Annotated in this window: 14 protein-coding genes; 6 read left to right on the forward strand and 8 right to left on the reverse strand. The window is 73.4% G+C overall.

The window, feature by feature from the left end; translation table 11 throughout:
* Nucleotides 1-11: 11 nt before the first annotated feature.
* From O7607_RS25030 to O7607_RS25045, 4 genes are all read left to right on the forward strand, one after another.
* The gene (locus O7607_RS25030) at nucleotides 12-641 is read left to right on the forward strand and encodes a DUF6642 family protein (RefSeq protein ID WP_269705652.1); all 630 of its coding nucleotides are present in this window, start codon (nucleotides 12-14) and stop codon (nucleotides 639-641) included.
* Nucleotides 642-869: 228 nt separating this feature from the next.
* Nucleotides 870-3,779: a M36 family metallopeptidase gene (locus O7607_RS25035; protein ID WP_269705654.1), complete on the forward strand. Its 2,910-nt coding sequence runs from the start codon at nucleotides 870-872 to the stop codon at nucleotides 3,777-3,779.
* 188 nt (nucleotides 3,780-3,967) lie between these two features.
* Entirely contained in the window at nucleotides 3,968-4,408 is a 441-nt protein-coding gene (locus tag O7607_RS25040; RefSeq protein ID WP_269705656.1) for a ribonuclease domain-containing protein, read from the forward strand.
* Between the two features lie 58 nt (nucleotides 4,409-4,466).
* Complete coding sequence (locus O7607_RS25045; RefSeq protein WP_269705657.1) at nucleotides 4,467-5,009, forward strand: barstar family protein; 543 nt, start codon at nucleotides 4,467-4,469, stop codon at nucleotides 5,007-5,009.
* Nucleotides 5,010-5,235: 226 nt separating this feature from the next.
* On the opposite strand, the gene O7607_RS25050 is transcribed toward O7607_RS25045, so the two are convergent.
* From O7607_RS25050 to O7607_RS25085, 8 genes are all read right to left on the reverse strand, one after another.
* Nucleotides 5,236-5,961 (reverse strand): HD domain-containing protein, encoded by a 726-nt coding sequence (locus O7607_RS25050; protein WP_269705658.1) that lies wholly within the window; start codon nucleotides 5,959-5,961, stop codon nucleotides 5,236-5,238.
* A gap of 7 nt (nucleotides 5,962-5,968) precedes the next feature.
* Nucleotides 5,969-6,427 (reverse strand): ATP-binding protein, encoded by a 459-nt coding sequence (locus tag O7607_RS25055; RefSeq protein WP_269705659.1) that lies wholly within the window; start codon nucleotides 6,425-6,427, stop codon nucleotides 5,969-5,971.
* 281 nt (nucleotides 6,428-6,708) lie between these two features.
* Nucleotides 6,709-8,052: a pectate lyase family protein gene (locus tag O7607_RS25060; RefSeq protein ID WP_269705660.1), complete on the reverse strand. Its 1,344-nt coding sequence runs from the start codon at nucleotides 8,050-8,052 to the stop codon at nucleotides 6,709-6,711.
* Nucleotides 8,053-8,080: 28 nt separating this feature from the next.
* Nucleotides 8,081-9,247, reverse strand: coding sequence for a Gfo/Idh/MocA family protein (locus tag O7607_RS25065; protein ID WP_269705661.1), 1,167 nt, complete (start codon nucleotides 9,245-9,247; stop codon nucleotides 8,081-8,083).
* Between the two features lie 34 nt (nucleotides 9,248-9,281).
* Nucleotides 9,282-10,766, reverse strand: coding sequence for a mannitol dehydrogenase family protein (locus tag O7607_RS25070; protein ID WP_269705662.1), 1,485 nt, complete (start codon nucleotides 10,764-10,766; stop codon nucleotides 9,282-9,284).
* A complete protein-coding gene (locus O7607_RS25075) occupies nucleotides 10,757-12,058 on the reverse strand; it encodes an enolase C-terminal domain-like protein (RefSeq protein ID WP_269705663.1) in 1,302 nt (433 codons plus the stop codon). The genes O7607_RS25070 and O7607_RS25075 overlap by 10 nt, the downstream gene beginning before the upstream one ends.
* On the reverse strand, nucleotides 12,055-13,488 hold the full coding sequence (gene uxaC / locus O7607_RS25080; RefSeq protein ID WP_269705664.1) for a glucuronate isomerase: 1,434 nt from the start codon (nucleotides 13,486-13,488) through the stop codon (nucleotides 12,055-12,057). Before uxaC ends, O7607_RS25075 begins: the two co-directional genes overlap by 4 nt.
* 17 nt (nucleotides 13,489-13,505) lie before the next feature.
* Nucleotides 13,506-14,834, reverse strand: a complete 1,329-nt coding sequence (locus tag O7607_RS25085) for a Gfo/Idh/MocA family protein (RefSeq protein ID WP_269705665.1) — start codon at nucleotides 14,832-14,834, stop codon at nucleotides 13,506-13,508.
* Between the two features lie 241 nt (nucleotides 14,835-15,075).
* Between O7607_RS25085 and O7607_RS25090 the strand changes: the two genes are divergently transcribed.
* Together O7607_RS25090 and O7607_RS25095 are read left to right on the forward strand one after the other, a co-directional pair.
* On the forward strand, nucleotides 15,076-16,122 hold the full coding sequence (locus tag O7607_RS25090) for a LacI family DNA-binding transcriptional regulator (RefSeq protein WP_120569588.1): 1,047 nt from the start codon (nucleotides 15,076-15,078) through the stop codon (nucleotides 16,120-16,122).
* Nucleotides 16,123-16,219: 97 nt separating this feature from the next.
* Nucleotides 16,220-17,563, forward strand: coding sequence for an ABC transporter substrate-binding protein (locus tag O7607_RS25095; RefSeq protein WP_269705666.1), 1,344 nt, complete (start codon nucleotides 16,220-16,222; stop codon nucleotides 17,561-17,563).
* Nucleotides 17,564-17,574: the final 11 nt, after the last annotated feature.

Below are 17,574 nucleotides of genomic sequence, written 5' to 3' on the forward strand. Positions count from 1 at the left end.
GGGAGATCCGTATGCCGACGCGCAAAGGCGTCTTCTGTGTTGAGGGCGAATGGCACCCAGACATGACCAAGCGCTGGTCTGTGCGGCCGATGCTGGAGCTGCTAGAAGGGCTGGGTAGCCTCCGAGCTATTCATCGGAGCGCCGTCACCCGCGATCAACTGCGGTACCTTCTCGGTCAGTGGTCCTTGGCCAGGTACGCCTCGTTCGAGGTCGGGTTCTTCGCGTTGCATGGCTCCCCCCGTGAGCTATGGCTGTCGCAAAAAGAGTCAACGAGCCTCGCCGAGCTGGCGGAGTGGGCGGCGGGTGCGTGGAGCGGCAAGCGAATCTACATCGGGGCTTGTTCGGTCCTTCGAGGGTCTCACGCCGACATGGTCGAGTTCCTGAGCCAGACCGGCGCCGCGATGATGTGCGGCTTCACAAAACAGGTCAACTGGATCGAAGCGGCAGCCTTCGAGACGGTGCTCTTGGACAGGCTCGTCAATAGCGGGAAGGTCAACAGCGTTCAGCAGCTCGTTGCCTCCGCGCGATGGGCGCCGCTGGCGCACCATCTCGGGTTCCGCGTGGTTTACGCAACTGGCGAGAGCTTCAAGATCCCGGCCATGCGGGTAGGGGGATCGGCGGCCTCTGTCGGAAGGGATTGAGAAGGACGTTCGACAGCGGTCCGACGAGGACTCGGTGCAGAGCATTCGGTGGCCCCGCTCTACGTGCCGGGTGGGTGGCACATCTCTGTTGACGGGGGAAGAAATCGACGCAGCAACATTTATGGATGTTCGGATGGTGTCGGCGCGTCGATCGTCCTGGTCGGATGGCGGAACGGACATCGCTGTTCGACGATGACAGGAGGGACCGTGCGCACACCATCCCGTGCGTTGACGGGGACCACCGCGCTGCTGCTGGCAGCCGGTCTGGTCCTGACCGCCGCCGGCGGCGGCCAGGCGGCACCCCGGGAACAGACCCGTACCCAGGCGCCACCCGACCACCTGCCGGGCGACCGGCACGACACCAAGGCCCAGGACAACCGCAAGGGCCGCGTCGCCGCCAGCGACCGGCAGCGGGACCGGGCCGCCGCGCTCGGCGCGCGCGTGCGCTGGACCGACTTCGGTACGCCCGCCACGCTCACCTCGACCGGCAAGCCGCTCGCCACCGGTCTGCCCGCCGACCCGGCCGCCGCCGCGCGCGCGTACGTGGCCGCCAACCGGGACGTGCTGGGGCTGACCGCCGAGGGCGCCGCCGCGCTGGAACTGCTCACCGTGGCGCCGATGGGGCAGGGCGCGACGGTGCTGCTCCGGCAGCGCTTCGGCGACCTGCCGGCCGCCGTCGACGGCATGCTCTCGATCGGCGTACGCGACGGAGCGGTGTGGCACGTCAGCTCCTCACTGGCCCGCGACGCCGGTACGCCGGCCCCGGCGACGATCAGCGCCGAGCAGGCCCGTACGGCTGCCATCGCCGACGCCGGCCGCGCCGACGCGCAGGTCGTGCGTACCTCGTTGGTCGCGGTGCCCACCGCGGACCGTGGGCCGCGCGCGGCGTGGGAGGTGGTCCTCGGCGCGGACACCACCGGCGCGGACCCGGCCGCCTACTCCACCTACGTCGACGCCCGCGACGGCGCCGTGCTGGTACGCGAGGACCTGATCGACCACGCCGCGGACCACCCGTCCTGGGAGGTCTTCCCGAACTCGCCGCGTGTCGACAGGTCCTCGGTCGACACCCGCAAGCGGTGGTGCGCCGTCCCGGCGCGCGGCTGCGCCGAGGTGGTGGGCGTGCCCGGGCACCCGGCCTGGGACGTGGACCCGGCGACCGGTGAGTCCACCACCACGACCAAGGGCAACAACGCGATCGCCGTGCAGAACTGGTTCAGCAACGACCCGTTCAGCGTCGGCACCGAGACCGCCACGCCCCGCCCGGACCGCAGGTACGACTACCCGTGGACGAACCAGTGGCAGGAGCAGCGCTGCAACCCGGAGGTGTTCACCTCGCCGCGCGCCAACGACATCGACGCGGCGCGGGCGAACCTGTTCGCGATGCACAACCGGATGCACGACTGGACGTACCACCTCGGGTTCACCGAGGAGACCTGGAACATGCAGCAGGACAACCTCGGCCGCGGCGGGCTCGGTAACGACCCCGAGCAGGGCAACGCCCAGGCCGGTGGCGTCAGCGGCGGCCCGCCGACGTTCCCGGCCCGCAACAACGCCAACCAGATCACCCCGCCGGACGGCGTCGCGCCGACCACCAACATGTACCTGTGGCAGCCCACCGCCGGCTCGTTCTACGCACCCTGCGTCGACGGCGACTTCGACATGTCGGTGATCGCCCACGAGTACGGCCACGCGGTCACCAACCGCATGATCGCCGGCCCGAGCGCCGGGGTCAGCACGCCGCAGGGCATGAGCGAGAGCTGGTCGGACCAGCTCGCGGTGGAGTACCTGTTCGAGCACGGGTACGCCGCGCCCGGCCGGCGCGGCTTCACCATCGGCGAGTACACCACGCAGGACCCGAACGCCGGCATCCGCAACTACAACATGAGCGACAGCCCGCTGAACTACAGCTCGCTCGACTACGACTTCGTCGGCCTCCAGGTGCACGCCTCCGGCGAGGTGTGGAGCGCCACCAACACCGACATCCGCGCGGCCATGATGCGCCGCTGGGGCAGCGGCACCCCAGCGATCCAGAAGGCGTGCGCGACCGGTGCCCGCGACGTGACCGCCTGCCCCGGCAACCGGCGCTGGATCCAGCTGGTCTTCGACTCGTTCCTGCTGATGTCGGTCAGCCAGGTCAGCATGGTCGACGCCCGGGACGCGATGCTCGCCGCCGACCGGATCCGCTTCGGCGGCGCCAACCAGGACCTGCTCTGGAACGCGTTCGCCAAGCGCGGCCTGGGGGAGGGCGCGGCCAGCGTCGGCCACACCGACCCCGACCCCACCCCGGGCTTCACCTCCCCGTACGCCCGGGAGGGCTCGCTGCGGCTCCTGCCGATCGGTGAGCGCGGGCCGGTGGCCGGTGCGCAGCTGTTCGTCGGGCGCTACCAGGCGCGGGCCGTGCCGGTCGCGGACACCGACGCGGCGACCCCGCTGACCGACCGGGTCGACCTGGTGCCCGGCACGTACGAGTTCGTGGTGCGGGCCCCCGGCTACGGGCACACCCGGATCGGCCCGGTGACGGTCAAGGCGGGCCAGAACCGGACGCTGCCGGTGACGCTGCGACCCAACCTGGCCTCGGCGGCCACCGGCGCGACGGTCGCCGGCGACGGGATCAACCTGCCGCAGATCGCCGACGACGACGAGGCCACCAACTGGGCCTCACTCGGCGCGCCGGTGGCCGGCCGGCAGGTCACAGTCGACCTGGCCGGCGGCGTGCAGCAGGTACGCCGGGTGCATGTCAGCGCGATGCTGCGCCCGCCCGTCACCGGTGACGCGGACGCCGGCACCCAGAGCCGGTACTCCGCGCTGCGGCAGTTCCGGGTCCTGGCCTGCACCGCGCAGGGACCGGTGACGTGCGCCGACGCGGCGGACTTCCGGCCGGTCTACACCAGCAAGCCGGACGCCTTCCCGTCGGTGGCGCCGCGCCCCCGGGCACCCGAGCTGATCATGCGGTCCTTCGACATCCCGCGCACCACCGCCACGCACCTGCGTGTCGAGGTGCTGACCAACCAGTGCACCGGCGCGCCGGACTACGCCGGTGAGCAGGACGACGACCCGCGGGCGGCGACGGACTGCGCCACCGCCAGCCCGCAGGCGCAGAACGTGCGGATCGCCGAGCTCCAGGCGTACACGCGCTAGCTCCCACGCGGCGGGTGCGGACGGGCGGCTCGGGTCGTCCTTCCGCATCCGCCGTCGTGTGTTCACGCGGGATTCGGGATGCCGTCGCCGGATCGGGGCTGTACCGCGGGCAGGATCCTCGACAGACTGAACATCGATCGGCCATCAATGTCGATCGATGCGCTGTCGTCCCGTTCAAGGAGGATCCCTTGACCCCGTTCCGCGCCGCCGTCACCCGCGTACGCCGCGCCCTCGCCGCGTCCGCCCTGGTCACCGCCGTGGCCGCCGCCGCCCTCGTCGCCCCGTCCACCGTGTCCACCCGGCTCGCCGAACCCGCGGCGGCAGCCGTGTACGGCTCCTGCACGCAGTCCCGCTGCGCGGACGCGCGCACCGCCCGGTCCGGCTGGTCGGCCAAGAGCTTCCCGACCAGCCGCGGCTGGTACTCGTGGAGCGGCGGCACCTGCAACTTCGCCGGCGGCCGGTTCTACAACTACGAGGGGCAACTCCCCACCGGCGCCACCTACTACGAGTACGACGTCTACCCGCGCGCCTGCAACGCCTCCCGGGACGCGTACCGGATCGTGGTCAACAAGAGCACCGGGGCGACCTGGTTCTCACCCGACCACTACGCCAACTTCTACCGGCTCTGAGCAGCCTCGACGCCGGCCGGGGTCACCCCGGCCGGCGCCGTCGGGAAAGGACGGAAACATGGGCGCGGCGTCCCCGCATGCACCGGCCTGGCTCGTGTACGACGCCGCGCCGCCCGAGCCGGACGGCGGCGCGGCCGTACCCGGCTCGGGCGGTGACCCGCAGTCGGGTGGCGGGGCGCTGCCGGGCGGCGGGGCGCTGCCGGGTGGCGGGGCGCTGCCGGGTGGCGGGGCGCTGCCGGGTGGCGTGCTGATGTCCGGCGAGCAGGCCCGCACCCGCGCCGGGTTGCACGAGGCGCTGGCCGGGGCGCTGGCGCTGCCCGGCTGGTACGGCCGCAACTGGGACGCCCTGGCCGACGCGCTCGCCGACCGCCTCGACGCCGGTCCGCTGACGGTGGTCGTCTCCGACTCGGCGGACCTGCTCGCCGACGAGCCGCCCGCCCATCTCGGCACGCTGCTCGACGTGCTCGGCGCGGTCGCCGCCGGTGGTCACGAGACGCTCCGGGTGGTGCTGCGCGACGACACGGAACGGCTGTCCGCTCTGCGCGCCCGCGTCGCCGCGGTGCTGGGCGGACGGGTGGGCGGCCCACCCGCCACCGGCTGACCCGGCGACCCCCGCGCCGACCTCGAACGTGCCGCCCAGACGCCTGAAATCAGCGAGCGATCAAGGAGTTTGCGTCCGGATCCGGCCCCCACAGTGACCCAAACTCCTTGATCAACGCCGAGCGGGCCGGGCGGTGATCATGAAGTTGGCCGGGGTGGGGAGCGCTCTCCGGGCGGTCAACTTCATGATCAGCGGGGTGGGGCCGGGCGGGGAGGGTGCGGGGGCGTCAGCCCGGGGGGTCGAGGATGGCGCTGAAGCGCTCCTCGGCCAGGTCGAGCTGGGCGAGGATGTGTTGCTTGACCGACGCCGACAACGGCGTGTCCGGCCGGGCGACCAGGTCGCGGAAGACCGGCACCAGCGGGCGGTACTTCGTGGCGGCGCGGGCCACCTTCGGCCCGACCGTGTGGATCACGCCCACGCCGTTGTCGGTGAAGTCGGACACCTTGATCACCCGGGCCCAGGGCTCCCGTTCGAGACTGGCCGCCACGTGTTCCCGGTACTGCTCGTCGCGGTCGCGGTCCGGGTCGTACGCCGGGTTGGTGACCGCCGCGACCAGCCGGGCGACCCGTGCCCCGAACCGGTCGGACAGCGCGGCGAGCGCCGCCGGGGTCGCGTCCGCGCCGGAATCGGGGTCGAGCCCGGCGAGTTCGGCGGGGTGGTCCTCGACCGCGTCGTGCAGCAACCCGGCGACGATCACGTCCACGTCCCGCACCTGGTAGTGGTGCATCAGCCGGATCGACACCCGCAGCAGGTGGTTGAGGTACGGCTCGCGTACCCGCCGGTCGTCGCGGTGCAGGTCGGCGGCCAGGTCGAGGGCCTCGGTCAACCGCCCGCGGTCGGCCTCGTCGAACGCCTCGATCTCCAGCCGGAACCGGGCCAGCAGGCCGGGCTCACCGTGGATCTCGGTGATCGCGTGCATCGGCATGGTGGCGAGGTACGCGGGGAACTCCATGCGTCCCTTATAGCTGATCTTCGCTAGGTTGGGGGACCGCCGGGCCGCTCACGTCGCGGGTGAGGTGCTTGACCAGGCGTACGCAGGTGCCCTCCGGCGTGCCGACGATGGTGGCCTCGTCCATCACCCGCGCCATGATCAGCCGCCCGCGGCCCCGGTCGCCGGTGTCGTCGCCGTCGGCCGGGCGCCAGCCGCCGTGGTCGCGTACCTCGATCTCCAGCCGGTCGCCGCGCAGCTCGGCCCGCAGCGTGGTGATCCCCTCCGGGGCGAAGCGGTAGCCGTGCTCGATGGCGTTGGCGCACGCCTCGCCGGTGGCGATGAGGACGGTGTCGACGTCCCAGTCGCCGACGCCCTGGGCGTGCAACCAGGCGCGCAGCCGGTCCCGCGTGCCGGCGAGCCGGGCCGGGTCGGCCGGCAGATCGATGGTGAGGACCGGGCCGACGTCGCCGGATGTCTCACCCGTCACGTCCGGCCCTCCGTCCCGTGCCCGTCCCCGGACCTGGGCGCCCACTCGCGCTGTCACCGCCTGATTCTCACCCTGTTGTCCCCGGTGGCCGCCGATTCATTCCCCCGGCGGCGATGTCCGTCAAAGGTGATCATTGCGCATCGGCGGCGGTGTGTCAGCCGGCGGCCCGGCGCGGCGCATCGGTCCCGGGCCGGCGAACCCTTCAGGGGACGCCGGCCCGGGACGAGCGGGCGGTCACCCCGACGGCGTCGGGGCGGTACGCGTGCGGGCCCGGGGGCAGGTCAGAGCGGCAGCCGCCCGGCACCGGCGAAGGCGTCGACGGCGAGGGGGACCAGTGGGGCCGGCAGCGGCCGGGCGGCGCGCAGCGTGGGCGTCCATCCGGCGTCGCCGCCGAGGTCCGGGTCGTGGGCGGCGTTGTACGCGGCGAGCAGGCTCACCGGCCGGGGCAGGCGGTCGCCCTGGCGCACCCAGGTGCCCCGCTCGGTGAGCGCGGTGCCGCCCCAGTCGTAGAGCAGGTCGGCGGGGATGGCGTCGCCGGTGAGCGTGAAGAAGTTGTTCTCCGCGTACAGGGCGGACTGCACGCCGACGCCGAGGGCGTACGCGAAGCCGGGCCCGCCGAGCCGGTAGTGGTTCTCGTGCACGTCGACCCGGCCGAACCGCACCCGGGGCAGCCGTTGCAGCGTGCCGTCGAACAGGTTGTGCCGCACGGTGACGTCGAGCCGGCCCACGTCCGGCCCGACGGTGTTCGACGAGCCGATGAGCATGACCTTGTCCCGGCCGGTGAACCGGTTCCAGGAGACGGTGACCAGGCTGGCGGTGTGCGTGACGTCCACCGAGCCGTCGTGCACCTGCCAGGGCCGCCCGAAGTAGACGGGCTGGGCGCTGTCCGGGTTGTCGCCGTCGGTGAACGTGTTGTGGTCGATCCAGACGTGTTCGCTGCGCCGCACCGAGATCTGGTCGTACTGGGAGTTCCAGTTGCCGGTGTCGCCGTCGGTGGGGGACCAGGCGGGGAAGCAGTCGCGGGCGTCGGTGAACTCGATGTTGCGCACGATGACGTTGTCGACCCGGTCGATCATCAGCGTCAGGCCGGTGAGCCGGGCGCCGCGCAGGCCGACGATCGTCGTGTTGGAGCCGACGTTGATCTGGGTCTGCCGGGTCTGGGCGGCCACCGACCGCACCCGGGCGGCCTCCAGCGGCCCGCTCGGGCTCACCCGCCCCCAGGTCGCCGGGTCGTACGCGGCCAGGTAGGCGGGCAGCGAGTACTCCGGGTCGGCCAGGTCGGCGCAGTCCAGCGGCGTGCCGTCCGGGCCTTCGAAGCCGTCGATTGTTCCGGCCACGTACACGATCTTGGCGGTGGTGTCGGCGGCGTTCGTGGCGTTGTCGCCGCCGAGCGCGGCGACCAGCTCGGCCCGGGTACGCACGACGTGCACCCGGTCCGGCGCGGCGGCCGACCCGCCGGTGGTGCCGGTGCCGGCGGCGGCCCAGCCGTCGTTCGCGGCGAGGGCCTGGCGGCCGATCAGCTCGGCGGCCCGGGACGGCTTGCCGGGCGCGGCCGGTGCGGGCGCGGCGGTGGTGAGGACGAGCGCGGCGGTCAGCGCCGCGACGACTGAGGTTCGGGTACGCATGACTCGTTCCGTTCTCCTGGAGGGACATTCACTGCGCGGCCAGGTCCACCACGTACGGCGTGACCGCCCACGGCACGCCCGCCTCGGACGGCAGCGCGCCGCTCTCCGCGGCGGCCCGCAGCACCGCGCCGACGCCCCGCACCATCCGCACCCGCTGCGGGCCGTCGCCCGCCACGCGCACCAGGTCCCCGCCGAGCAGCGTGGGTCGGGGGGCGTCCCGCAGCGCGTCCAGCACCGCGGTGAACGGCTCGGTACGCGCCGGCGGCGCGATCAGCGGCGTGCCGTCGGCGCGGTGGTCGAGCAGGTTCGCCAGCAGCCCGCGGCGGCCGGGCACCGGGCGCGGGACGTCGTCGCCTGGTAGCCGCAGCCGGTCGGTCGGGTACTCCAGCACCGCCCGTCCCCGTTCCCCGGTGACGAGCACCTCCCCGGGGACGTGTTCCTCGGCGGCGAGAGTGAGCGCGGCCAGCACCGGCGGCCCGGCGTGCGGGGTCAGCCGCAGCACGGCGGTGTCGTCCACCTCGATCGGGCGGACCCGGTAGCGCTCCACAGCGATCCGGGCCGGGCGGACGGGTGCGCCGGTGACCGATTCGGCGACGGCCAGGCACTGCATGAGCGCGTGTGCGAGCGGGTTGGCGAGCGCGCCGTCCAGCGCCGGGCGGCCGTCGACGGTGCGCCGCCCGGCCCAGGGGGAGCGGGCGTAGTAGGCGTCCGGGCGTTGCCAGGCGGCGAGCGTGGAGATGCCGGTGACCGGGCCGAGCCGGCCGAGCGCGCCGGTCAGCTCGGTCAGCGCGGCGGAGCCGAGCGCCTGGAAGTTGACCTGCACGGCGCGGCCGGCGGCGTGCGCGGCGGCGGTGAGCCTCCGATGTTCGGCGAGGTCGAGCACCGGCGGCTTCTCCAGCAGCAGGTCGGCCCCGGCGGCGAGGGAGTCGAGCGCGATCGGCAGGTGGGTGTGCGGCGGCGTGCATATCACCACCACGTCCGGCCGGGACTCGGCGAGCATGGCCCAGTGGTCGGTGAACACGCCGGCCCCCGGTGGGACCGGTGCCTCCGGTTCGTCCTCCAGCGGGCGCACGTCGACCAGCGCGACCAGGCGCGCCCGCCCGGCCGCGTGCAGCCCGGCGATGGTCCGGCGGTGCCAGCGGCCGTGGCCGTTCGCCCCGATCAGCGCCACCCGCGGCGGGTCGTTGCCGCTCACCGGTTACTCCCGGCCGGTCGCGGCGCGCCGCCGGTCACCGGGCGTCCGCCAGGGTCGCCCGGACGCCGTGGCGTTCCAGCGCGGTGAGCCAGCCGGACACGTCGGCGCGGAACTCGTCGTCGCCGGCCAGATCGGCCGGGAACACCTCGCGGAGTGCGAAGACCGCGTCCACCACCCCGGCCGGGGTGTGCGCGCCGGCGGTCAGCGCGGCGCGCAGCCGGTCGGCGAGCGGGTCGTCCAGCGGCAGCGGCCGGCCGTCGTCGGCGTACCCGAGCAGGAACCGCAGCCAGGCGGCCACCACGAGCGCGCTCCACCGCGCCGACCGGCCGGCCGCCCGCAGGTCGGCGACGGTGTGCAGGACCCGCTGCGGCAGCTTCTGCGAGCCGTCCATGGCGACCTGTGTCGTCCGGTACCGGATCGCGGGGTTGGCGAAGCGGGCGAGCACCTGCTCGCCGTAGGCGGTCACGTCGACGCCGGGCGGCGGGGTGAAGCTCGGCGTGATCTCCTCGGCGACCAGCCGGCGCAGCACCGCCTCCAGGTGCGGCAGCGCCAGCGCCTCGGCCACCGTCTCCGCGCCGGCCAGCGCCCCCAGGTATGCGGTGGCCGAGTGCACGCCGTTGAGCGCCCGCAGTTTCAGCCGCTCCCACGGCCCGGCGTCGCCGGTGAGGATCGCGCCGGAGTGCTCCCAGGCCGGGCGCCCGCCGGGGAAGTCGTCCTCGATCACCCACTGCGACCACGGTTCGGCGGCGACCGCCGCCAGGTCGGCCACGCCCAGCGCCCGCCGCGCGGTGTCCCGGGTCTCGTCGGTGCTGGCCGGCACGATCCGGTCGACCATGGTGCCGGGGCAGGTGACAGCCGCCAGCACCCGTTCGGTTGTGGCGTCGGGGACCCGGGCCAGCGCGAGGCACTGCTCCACCAGGCCGCGCAGCCGGCGCCCGTTCGCGGGCAGGTTGTCGCAGCTCACCAGCGCGATCGGCCCGGCGTCGGCGGCGGCGCGGGCGAGCAGCCCGCGCACCAGCAGACCGGGCACGGTACGCGGGGGACGGCCGGTGGTGAGGTCGGCGGTCAGGTCCGCGTCCACAGTCAGCGCGGCGGTCACCGGGTCCAGCCGGTACGCCTTCTCGGTCACCGTCAGCGTGACCACCCGGATCGCCGGGTCGGCGAGCAGGCCGACCACCGCGTCCGGGTCACTCGCGGCGTGCCGTACCCCGGCGAGCGCGCCGACCACCCGGGTGGCCGCGTCGTCGGCGGCGAGCGTGGTGACGCTGAACAGGCAGTCCTGCGCGGCCAGGGCGTCGACCACGCCGGTGCTGCGCGGCGCGACGCCGATGATGCCCCAGTCGCCGCCGGCCGCGCCGACCGCCGCCTCGGTGTGCACCGCCTGGTGGGCGCGGTGGAACGCGCCGACGCCGAGGTGGACGATGCCGGCCGGCACGGTGCCGGGGCGCAGCAGCGGCCGGGACTCCGGCGGCAGGTGGCGTAGCGTGGCCAGGCCGAGCCGGTCGGTGGTCAGCGCCATGCCGGGCCGTCCGGGAAGCGGTACCGCGCGATCGACTCCTGACGCATGGTGGCGCTGTAGCCGGGCGCGGTGGGCAGCAGGTAGCGCCCGCCCCGGGTGCGTACCGGGTCGGTGAAGTGCTCGTGCAGGTGGTCGACGTACTCGATCATGCGGCCGTCCAGGCTCGTGCCGACCCGCAGGTGGTCGAAGATCGCGAGGTGCTGCACGTACTCGCACAGGCCCACGCCGCCCGCATGCGGGCAGACCGGCACGCCGAACTTCGCCGCCAGCAGCAGCTCGGCGAGCACCTCGTCCACGCCGCCGACGCGGCAGGCGTCGACCTGCATCACGCCGATCGCCTCGGCCTGGAGCAGCTGCTTGAAGATGACCTTGTTGGCGGCGACCTCGCCGGTGGCGACCCGGCAGCGGCCGCCGGTCAGCTCGGTGACCGCGCGGGCGATCCGGGCGTGCCCGAGCACGTCGTCGGCGTGCGTGGGCTCCTCGATCCAGTACGGGTCGACCTCGGCGAGCACGCCCATCGCGGCGATCGCCTCGTCCACGTCCCACACCTGGTTGGCGTCCATCATGAGCAGCGCGTCCGGGCCGATCTCCGCCCGGATGATCCGGGCCCGCCGCAGGTCGTCCTCGATCCGTCCGCCGACCTTCATCTTCATCGCGCGCCACCCCTGCGCGTACGCGTCGCGGGTCAGCGCGCGCACCTGGTCGTCCGGGTAGCCGAGCCAGCCCACCGAGGTGGTGTACGAGGGGAACCCGTCGCGTTCCAGCCCGGCGAGCCGGTCGGCCAGGCCGTCGCGTCCCTTGTCGAGGATGGCCGCCGCCTCGTCGGGGGTGAGCGCGTCGGTGATGTGGTGGAAGTCGACTGTCGCGACCAGCTCGTCGGTGGGCATCTCGGCGAGGAGGCGCCACATCGGCTTGCCGGCGAGCTTGGCGCGCAGGTCCCAGACCGCGTTGACGAGCGCGCCGGTGGCCATGTGGATGACGCCCTTCTCCGGCCCGAGCCAGCGCAGTTGCACGTCGGCGGCCAGGGAGCGCCAGAACGCGACGGGTTCGGCGGCGATCTCGGCGACGGTGCGTCCGCGGACGTGGTGGGCGAGCGCGCGGACCGCCGCGCAGGTGATCTCGTTGCCGCGCCCGTTGGTGAACGTGAACCCGGTGCCGGTGGGCCCGCCGTCGGTGGTCAGCTCCACGTACGTGGCCGAGTAGTCGCCCCTGTTTATGGCGTCCGAGCCGTCGCCGCTGGCGGCGGTGGGGAAGCGCACGTCGTGCACCTCGACGTCGACGATCGTGGTCATGAAGGCCCACCTCCGAACTTGAAGACCTGCTTCGGCAGCCGGTACGCCAGGTCGACGATGGTCTCGGCGGCGTCGTCCGCGGTCATCCGGTGCTCGGCGACGAGGCGGGCGAGGAAACCGGCGTCGACCCGGCGGGCCACGTCGTGGCGTACCGGGATGGAACAGAACGCGCGGGTGTCGTCGACGAACCCGGCGGTGTTGTAGAAGCCGGCCGTCTCGGTGACCGCCTCGCGGAACCGGCGCAGCACCTCGGGGGAGTCCAGGAACCACCATGGCGCGCCGAGGCGCAGCGCCGCGTAGCCGCCGGCGAGCGGGGCGAGTTCCCTGGTGAACGTGTCCTCGTCGAGCGTGTAGAGCACCACTGTGAGCCGCGGGTCGTTGCCGTGCGCGTCGAGCAGCGGGGCGAGGCCGTGCACGTACTCGGTGGCCTGCGGCACGTCCCCGCCCACGTCGCGGCCGTGCCGGGCGTGCAGCCACCGGTTGTGGTTGCGCACCGCGCCCGGGTGCAGCTGCATGACCAGGCCGTCGTCGAGCGACATCCGGGCGAACTCCAGCAGCATGTGCGCCCGGAACGCCTCGGCGTCGCCCGTGTCGGCAAGGCCGCGCCGCCCCTTGTCGTACAGCGCCGCGGCCTGCGCCGGACCGAGATCGAGGGTACGGGCGGTCGGGTGCCCGTGGTCGGACGAGGTGGCCCCGGCGGCGGCGAACGCCTCCCGCCGGGCCCGCAGCGCGGCCAGGTAGCCGGCGTACGTGCCGGTGTCCTCGCCGGAGACCTCGGCGAGCCGGTCCACGTTGGCCGACCAGTTGCCGAACTCCATGTCCACCACGTCGTCGGGGCGGAACGTGGTGACCACCCGCCCGCCCGGCCCGCCCCAGCCGTCGGCGGCGAGCTTGGCGTGCCGGCCCAGGTCGTCCAGCGGCGACTCCGTGGTGGCGAGCACCTCGATGCCGAAGCGTTCGAACAGCGCCCGGGGCCGGAACCCCGGTTCGGCCAGGCGCGCGGCGAGCGCGTCGTAGACGGTGTCGGCGGTGTCCGGGCTCAGCGGCGTGTCGACGCCGAACACGTTCCGGAACGTCTGCTCCAGCCACAGCCGGGACGGGGTGCCGCGGAACAGGTGCCAGTGCGCGGCGAAGCGCCGCCAGATGGTCCGCCCGTCGGTCTCCACCGGGCTGCCGTCGACGCTCGGCACACCCAGATCGGCCGGGGGTACGCCCTGGCTGAACAGCATCCGGGTCAGGTAGTGGTCGGGTACGACGAGCAGCCGGGCCGGGTCGGGGAACGGCTGGTCCTCGGCCAGCAGCCCGGGGTCGACGTGCCCGTGCGGGGAGATGATCGGCTGCTGCGCGGCGAGCGCGTACAGCTCGCGCGCGACGGCGCGCAGGCCGGGCTCGGCGGGCAGCAGCAGATCGCTGGGGGAGATGATCGGCACGGGTACGGGCTCCTCGGTCAGGGCAGGGTGAGCAGGTCGGCGACCCGGACGGGCGCGCCGGTCTCCAGCGAGCGGTTGGCGGCCAGGCCGGTGAGCAGGGCGAGCGCGCCGTCGCGGGCGGTGGCGGCCCGGCCGAGCGGGTCGGGTTCGCCGCCGAGCAGCACCCGGGTCATCCGGGCATCAGCGCCGCCGTGCCCGCGCCGGGTCCAGCCCTCGACCGGGATCTCCTGCGGCGGCGCCCAGAACGGCCGCAGCGTGAGCCGGGCCGCGCCCTGCTCCACCGCCGCCTCGTCGCCGTGCAGCGCCGCGCCTTTGAGCGCTCCGGCGACGGCCGGGCTGACGTGGTCGCTCTCGGTCACCTCCAGTTCGAGGCGGCCCCGGCTGCCGTTGACCATGACCCGGTAGCCCTCCCAGGGGGCGTACGCGGTCAGGTGGTAGGTCATCGTCGCGCCGGTGTCGTAGCGGGCCAGCACGGCGAGGTCGTCCTCGATGGTCACGCCGGGGGCGAAGACGTTGCGGTCGCGGTGGTAGCCGTCCTCGGCCTCGGCGTCGAGGTACAGCTCGCGCAGGCGCGGGTGGTCGGCCAGGCGCAGCGCGAACGGGTCGCCGTCGGCGGCCGGGGAACCGTGCGCGCGGTCGTAGTCGCGGGCGTAGCCGTGTCGGCGCCCGTCCGCGCCGTAGAAGAACAACCTGCCGTACGCGTGCACGTCGACCGGACGGGCGTCGAGCCACCAGTTGACCAGGTCGAAGTGGTGGCCGGACTTGTGCACCAGCAGGCCGCCGGAGACGGACTTGTCGCGGTGCCAGCGGCGGAAGTAGTCGGCGCCGTGGCGCACGTCGAGCAGCCACTCGAAGTGCACCGACCCGATCTCGCCCACCGCGCCGTCGGCCAGCAGCCGCCGGACCTGCTCGTGCAGCGGGTTGTAGCGGTAGTTGAACGCGACCGTGACGCGCCGGCCGGTCTCGGCGACCGCGTCCAGGATGCGGCGGCACCGTTCTGCGTCCACTGTCATGGGCTTCTCCACCACCACGTCGCAGCCGGCGCGCAGCGCGGCCGTCACGTACTCGTCGTGGGTGGCGTCCACGCTGGTCACCAGCACCACGTCGACGCGCTCCTTCGCGAGCATGGCGGCGAAGTCACCGGCGGCGTACGTGGGCACCGGCGGCCGGCCCAGCTCGGCCAGCCAGCGGTTGTGGGCGTCCATCCGGGTGTGGTTGACGTCGGCGAGCGCTACCAGCTCGGCGGTGTCGGCGTGGTCGAGCGCGAGGGCGCGGACGAACATCTCGGCGCGCGCCCCGGCACCCACCAGGGCGTGGCGGACCCGTTCCCGGGCCGGTGGTGACATGACGTCGGCCTCCCCGGCAGTCGGCTGCAAAGGTTTGCAGCCGAAGAAACCACGACGATGGATACGTCGTCAACGGATGGCGGCCAAGCCGTCCTATCCATCCGCATTGATGAGGTTTCGCGCGCCCACCGTGACCGTGGCCGCAATCGAGCCGCAACAATGGACCGTTGACACGGGAGCAACCGTTTGCATTAATGGGCGGCACCCGTGACCCCCACCACATCGGACGAGGGAGCCCGCCGTGCCAGCCACCATCCGGGACGTCGCCCGCGCCTCCGGTGTGCACATCTCCACCGTGTCCCGGACGTTCTCGGCCCCGCACCTGGTCAACCCGGAGACCCGGGTCCGGGTGCTGGCCTGCGCGGAGGACCTCGGCTACCGGCCCAACCGGGCCGCCCGGGCCCTCATCACCGGCCGTACGCACAACATCGGCCTGATCGTGGCCGACATCGCCAACCCGTTCTTCCCGCCGCTGATCAAGGCGGCGGAGGGGCAGGCCCGGCACCGTGACTACCACGTGTTCGTGGCCGACACCAACGAGGACCCGGTCGCCGAGGAGGACCTGGTCCACGCCCTGGCCAAGCAGGTCGACGGCGTGCTGCTGTGCAGCCCCCGGATGAGCAACAGCCTGATCGAGCAGGTCAGCCGCGAGGTCCCGGTGGTGGTGATAAACCGCCAGGTCGCCGGCCTGCCCTGCGTGATGATGGACGTCGGGCAGGGCGCCCGGGCCGCGATCGAGCACCTGCTCGGGCTCGGCCACCGCCGGATCGCGCTGCTCGGCGGCCCGCGCGGCTCCTGGACCGCCCGGGAGATGCGCCGCGCCGCGACCGCCGCCGCCCGGGGCGGGGGAGCGGACCTGACCGTTCTCGGACCCAACCAGCCCACCGAGACCGGCGGCGGCGCCCTGGCCGAACAGGTACGCCGCAGCGGCGTCACCGCCGTGCTCGCCTACAACGACCTGATGGCGATCGGCCTGATCGAAGGGCTGGACGCGATCGGGGCGCGAGTGCCGCACGACGTGAGCGTCGTCGGCGTCGACGACATCGCGCTGAGCCGGCTCACCCGCCCCAAGTTGACGACGGTGGCCACGCCGACCGCGGCCGCCGGCCGGACGGCCGTCGACATGCTCCTGCAACTCGACTCCGACGCGCCGCGTGGCGCCCGGGGCCGGGGCGCGGCGGCCGGCGACCGTCGCACCACCGCACAGGTAATGCTCCAGACCGAACTGGTCGTCCGCGACTCGACCGGGCCCGTCCCCGCGCCCGGCCGGGACGGCACCGGGGCCTGAGCAGGTGGCCCGGGCCCGCACAGCACTGCGGACCCGGGCGGCCCGTGGACGGCCGCCGGTGACGTCGTCGCCTCCCAAAGCCGAGGAGTGAGCGCAGATGCACCCCGCAACGTCCCCCACCGCCGGCGTACCCGCCGGGCGGGATCACCGTACCCCCCTGACCCGACGCCGACTCGTGCGCGGCCTGGCCGCCGTCGCGCTCGCCGTGCCCCTCGCCCTGGGCGCGGCCGGCTGCGGCGACGACGACGCCGGCGGCGACGGCGGCCCGGTCAAACTCTCCGTCTTCTGGTGGGGCGGTGAGGCCCGGGCGAAGCTCACCGAGGACGCCCTGGCCCTCTACACCAAGAAGAACCCGGACGTGACGTTCGAGAAGACCTGGCAGGCCAACCAGGGCTACTTCGACAAGCTCGCCACGCTGACCGCCGGCGGCAACCCGCCGGACCTGTTCCAGATCGACGACAACTACCTGGCCGAGTACGCCGGCCGCAGCACCACGCTCGACCTGGGCAGCTACCGCGACTCCGGCAAGCTCGACGTGTCGAAGTTCCCCAAGAGCCTGCTGGAGTACGGCGTGGTCGACGGCAAGCTCGCCGGTGTGGCCGCCGGGGAGAACACCCAGGGCCTCGTCTACAACAAGACGCTGCTGACGAAGAACGGGCTGCCCGAGCCGACCACCGGGATGAGCTGGGAGGAGCACATCGCCTGGGCCGAGCAGGTGGCGAAGAAGACGAAGGTCCCCGGTACGCAGGACCCGAGCGCCGACTACAAGGCGCTCTGGGTGTGGCTGCGCCAGCAGGGCAAGGACCTGTACAACGGCAAGGAACTCGGGTTCACCGCCGAGGACGTGACGAAGTGGTTCGAGCTGTGGAAGGGCGCGCGGGACCGGGGCGCCACCCCGACGCCCGACGTGATCCACGAGGGCAACTCCAGCGACATCACCAAGCAGCTCGTGGTCACCGGCAAGTCGGCCACCTCCTGGGTGTGGGTCAACCAGATGCCGGACCTGAAGAAGAACACCAAGGACGAGCTGGGCGTGGTCGCGTACCCGGGTGACCCGAGCGCCCAGTGGGCGCGCGCCTCGATGTACTGGTCGGTGTTCAAGGGCAGCAAGCACAAGGACGTCGCCGTCGACGTGATCAACTTCCTGAACAACGACCCGGAGGCGGTGGCGCTGCTCGGCACCGACCGTGGTCTGCCGTCCAACATGGACTTGCGCGCCAAGGTCAGCGAGACCGCCACCGACCCGGCCATGAAGCAGTCCATCCAGGTCGAGTCCGAGCTGGCGCAGAAGTTCGGCGCCTCGCCCCAGGTGCCGATCAAGGGCCACAGCAAGGTCAAGTCCGAGCTGGTCAAGGCCGCCGAGAACGCCCAGTACGGCCGGGCCACCCCGGCTCAGGCGGCGGAGCAGTTCGTCACCGCCTGCAAAGCCGCGATCGCCTGACCCCACGAAAG

Source organism: Micromonospora sp. WMMA1949, from assembly GCF_027460145.1.
In the GTDB taxonomy this organism is placed as follows: Bacteria; Actinomycetota; Actinomycetes; order Mycobacteriales; family Micromonosporaceae; genus Micromonospora.

Bases quoted from the DNA above. Each gene is read 5' to 3' on its own strand.
- O7607_RS25030 (WP_269705652.1), top strand. From the start codon at position 12: ATGCCGACGCGCAAAGGCGTCTTCTGTGTTGAGGGCGAATGGCACCCA.
- O7607_RS25045 (WP_269705657.1), top strand. From the start codon at position 4,467: ATGGGCGCGGCGTCCCCGCATGCACCGGCCTGGCTCGTGTACGACGCC.
- O7607_RS25050 (WP_269705658.1), bottom strand. From the start codon at position 5,961: ATGGAGTTCCCCGCGTACCTCGCCACCATGCCGATGCACGCGATCACC.
- O7607_RS25060 (WP_269705660.1), bottom strand. From the start codon at position 8,052: ATGCGTACCCGAACCTCAGTCGTCGCGGCGCTGACCGCCGCGCTCGTC.
- O7607_RS25070 (WP_269705662.1), bottom strand. From the start codon at position 10,766: ATGGCGCTGACCACCGACCGGCTCGGCCTGGCCACGCTACGCCACCTG.
- O7607_RS25075 (WP_269705663.1), bottom strand. From the start codon at position 12,058: ATGACCACGATCGTCGACGTCGAGGTGCACGACGTGCGCTTCCCCACC.
- O7607_RS25085 (WP_269705665.1), bottom strand. From the start codon at position 14,834: ATGTCACCACCGGCCCGGGAACGGGTCCGCCACGCCCTGGTGGGTGCC.
- O7607_RS25095 (WP_269705666.1), top strand. From the start codon at position 16,220: ATGCACCCCGCAACGTCCCCCACCGCCGGCGTACCCGCCGGGCGGGAT.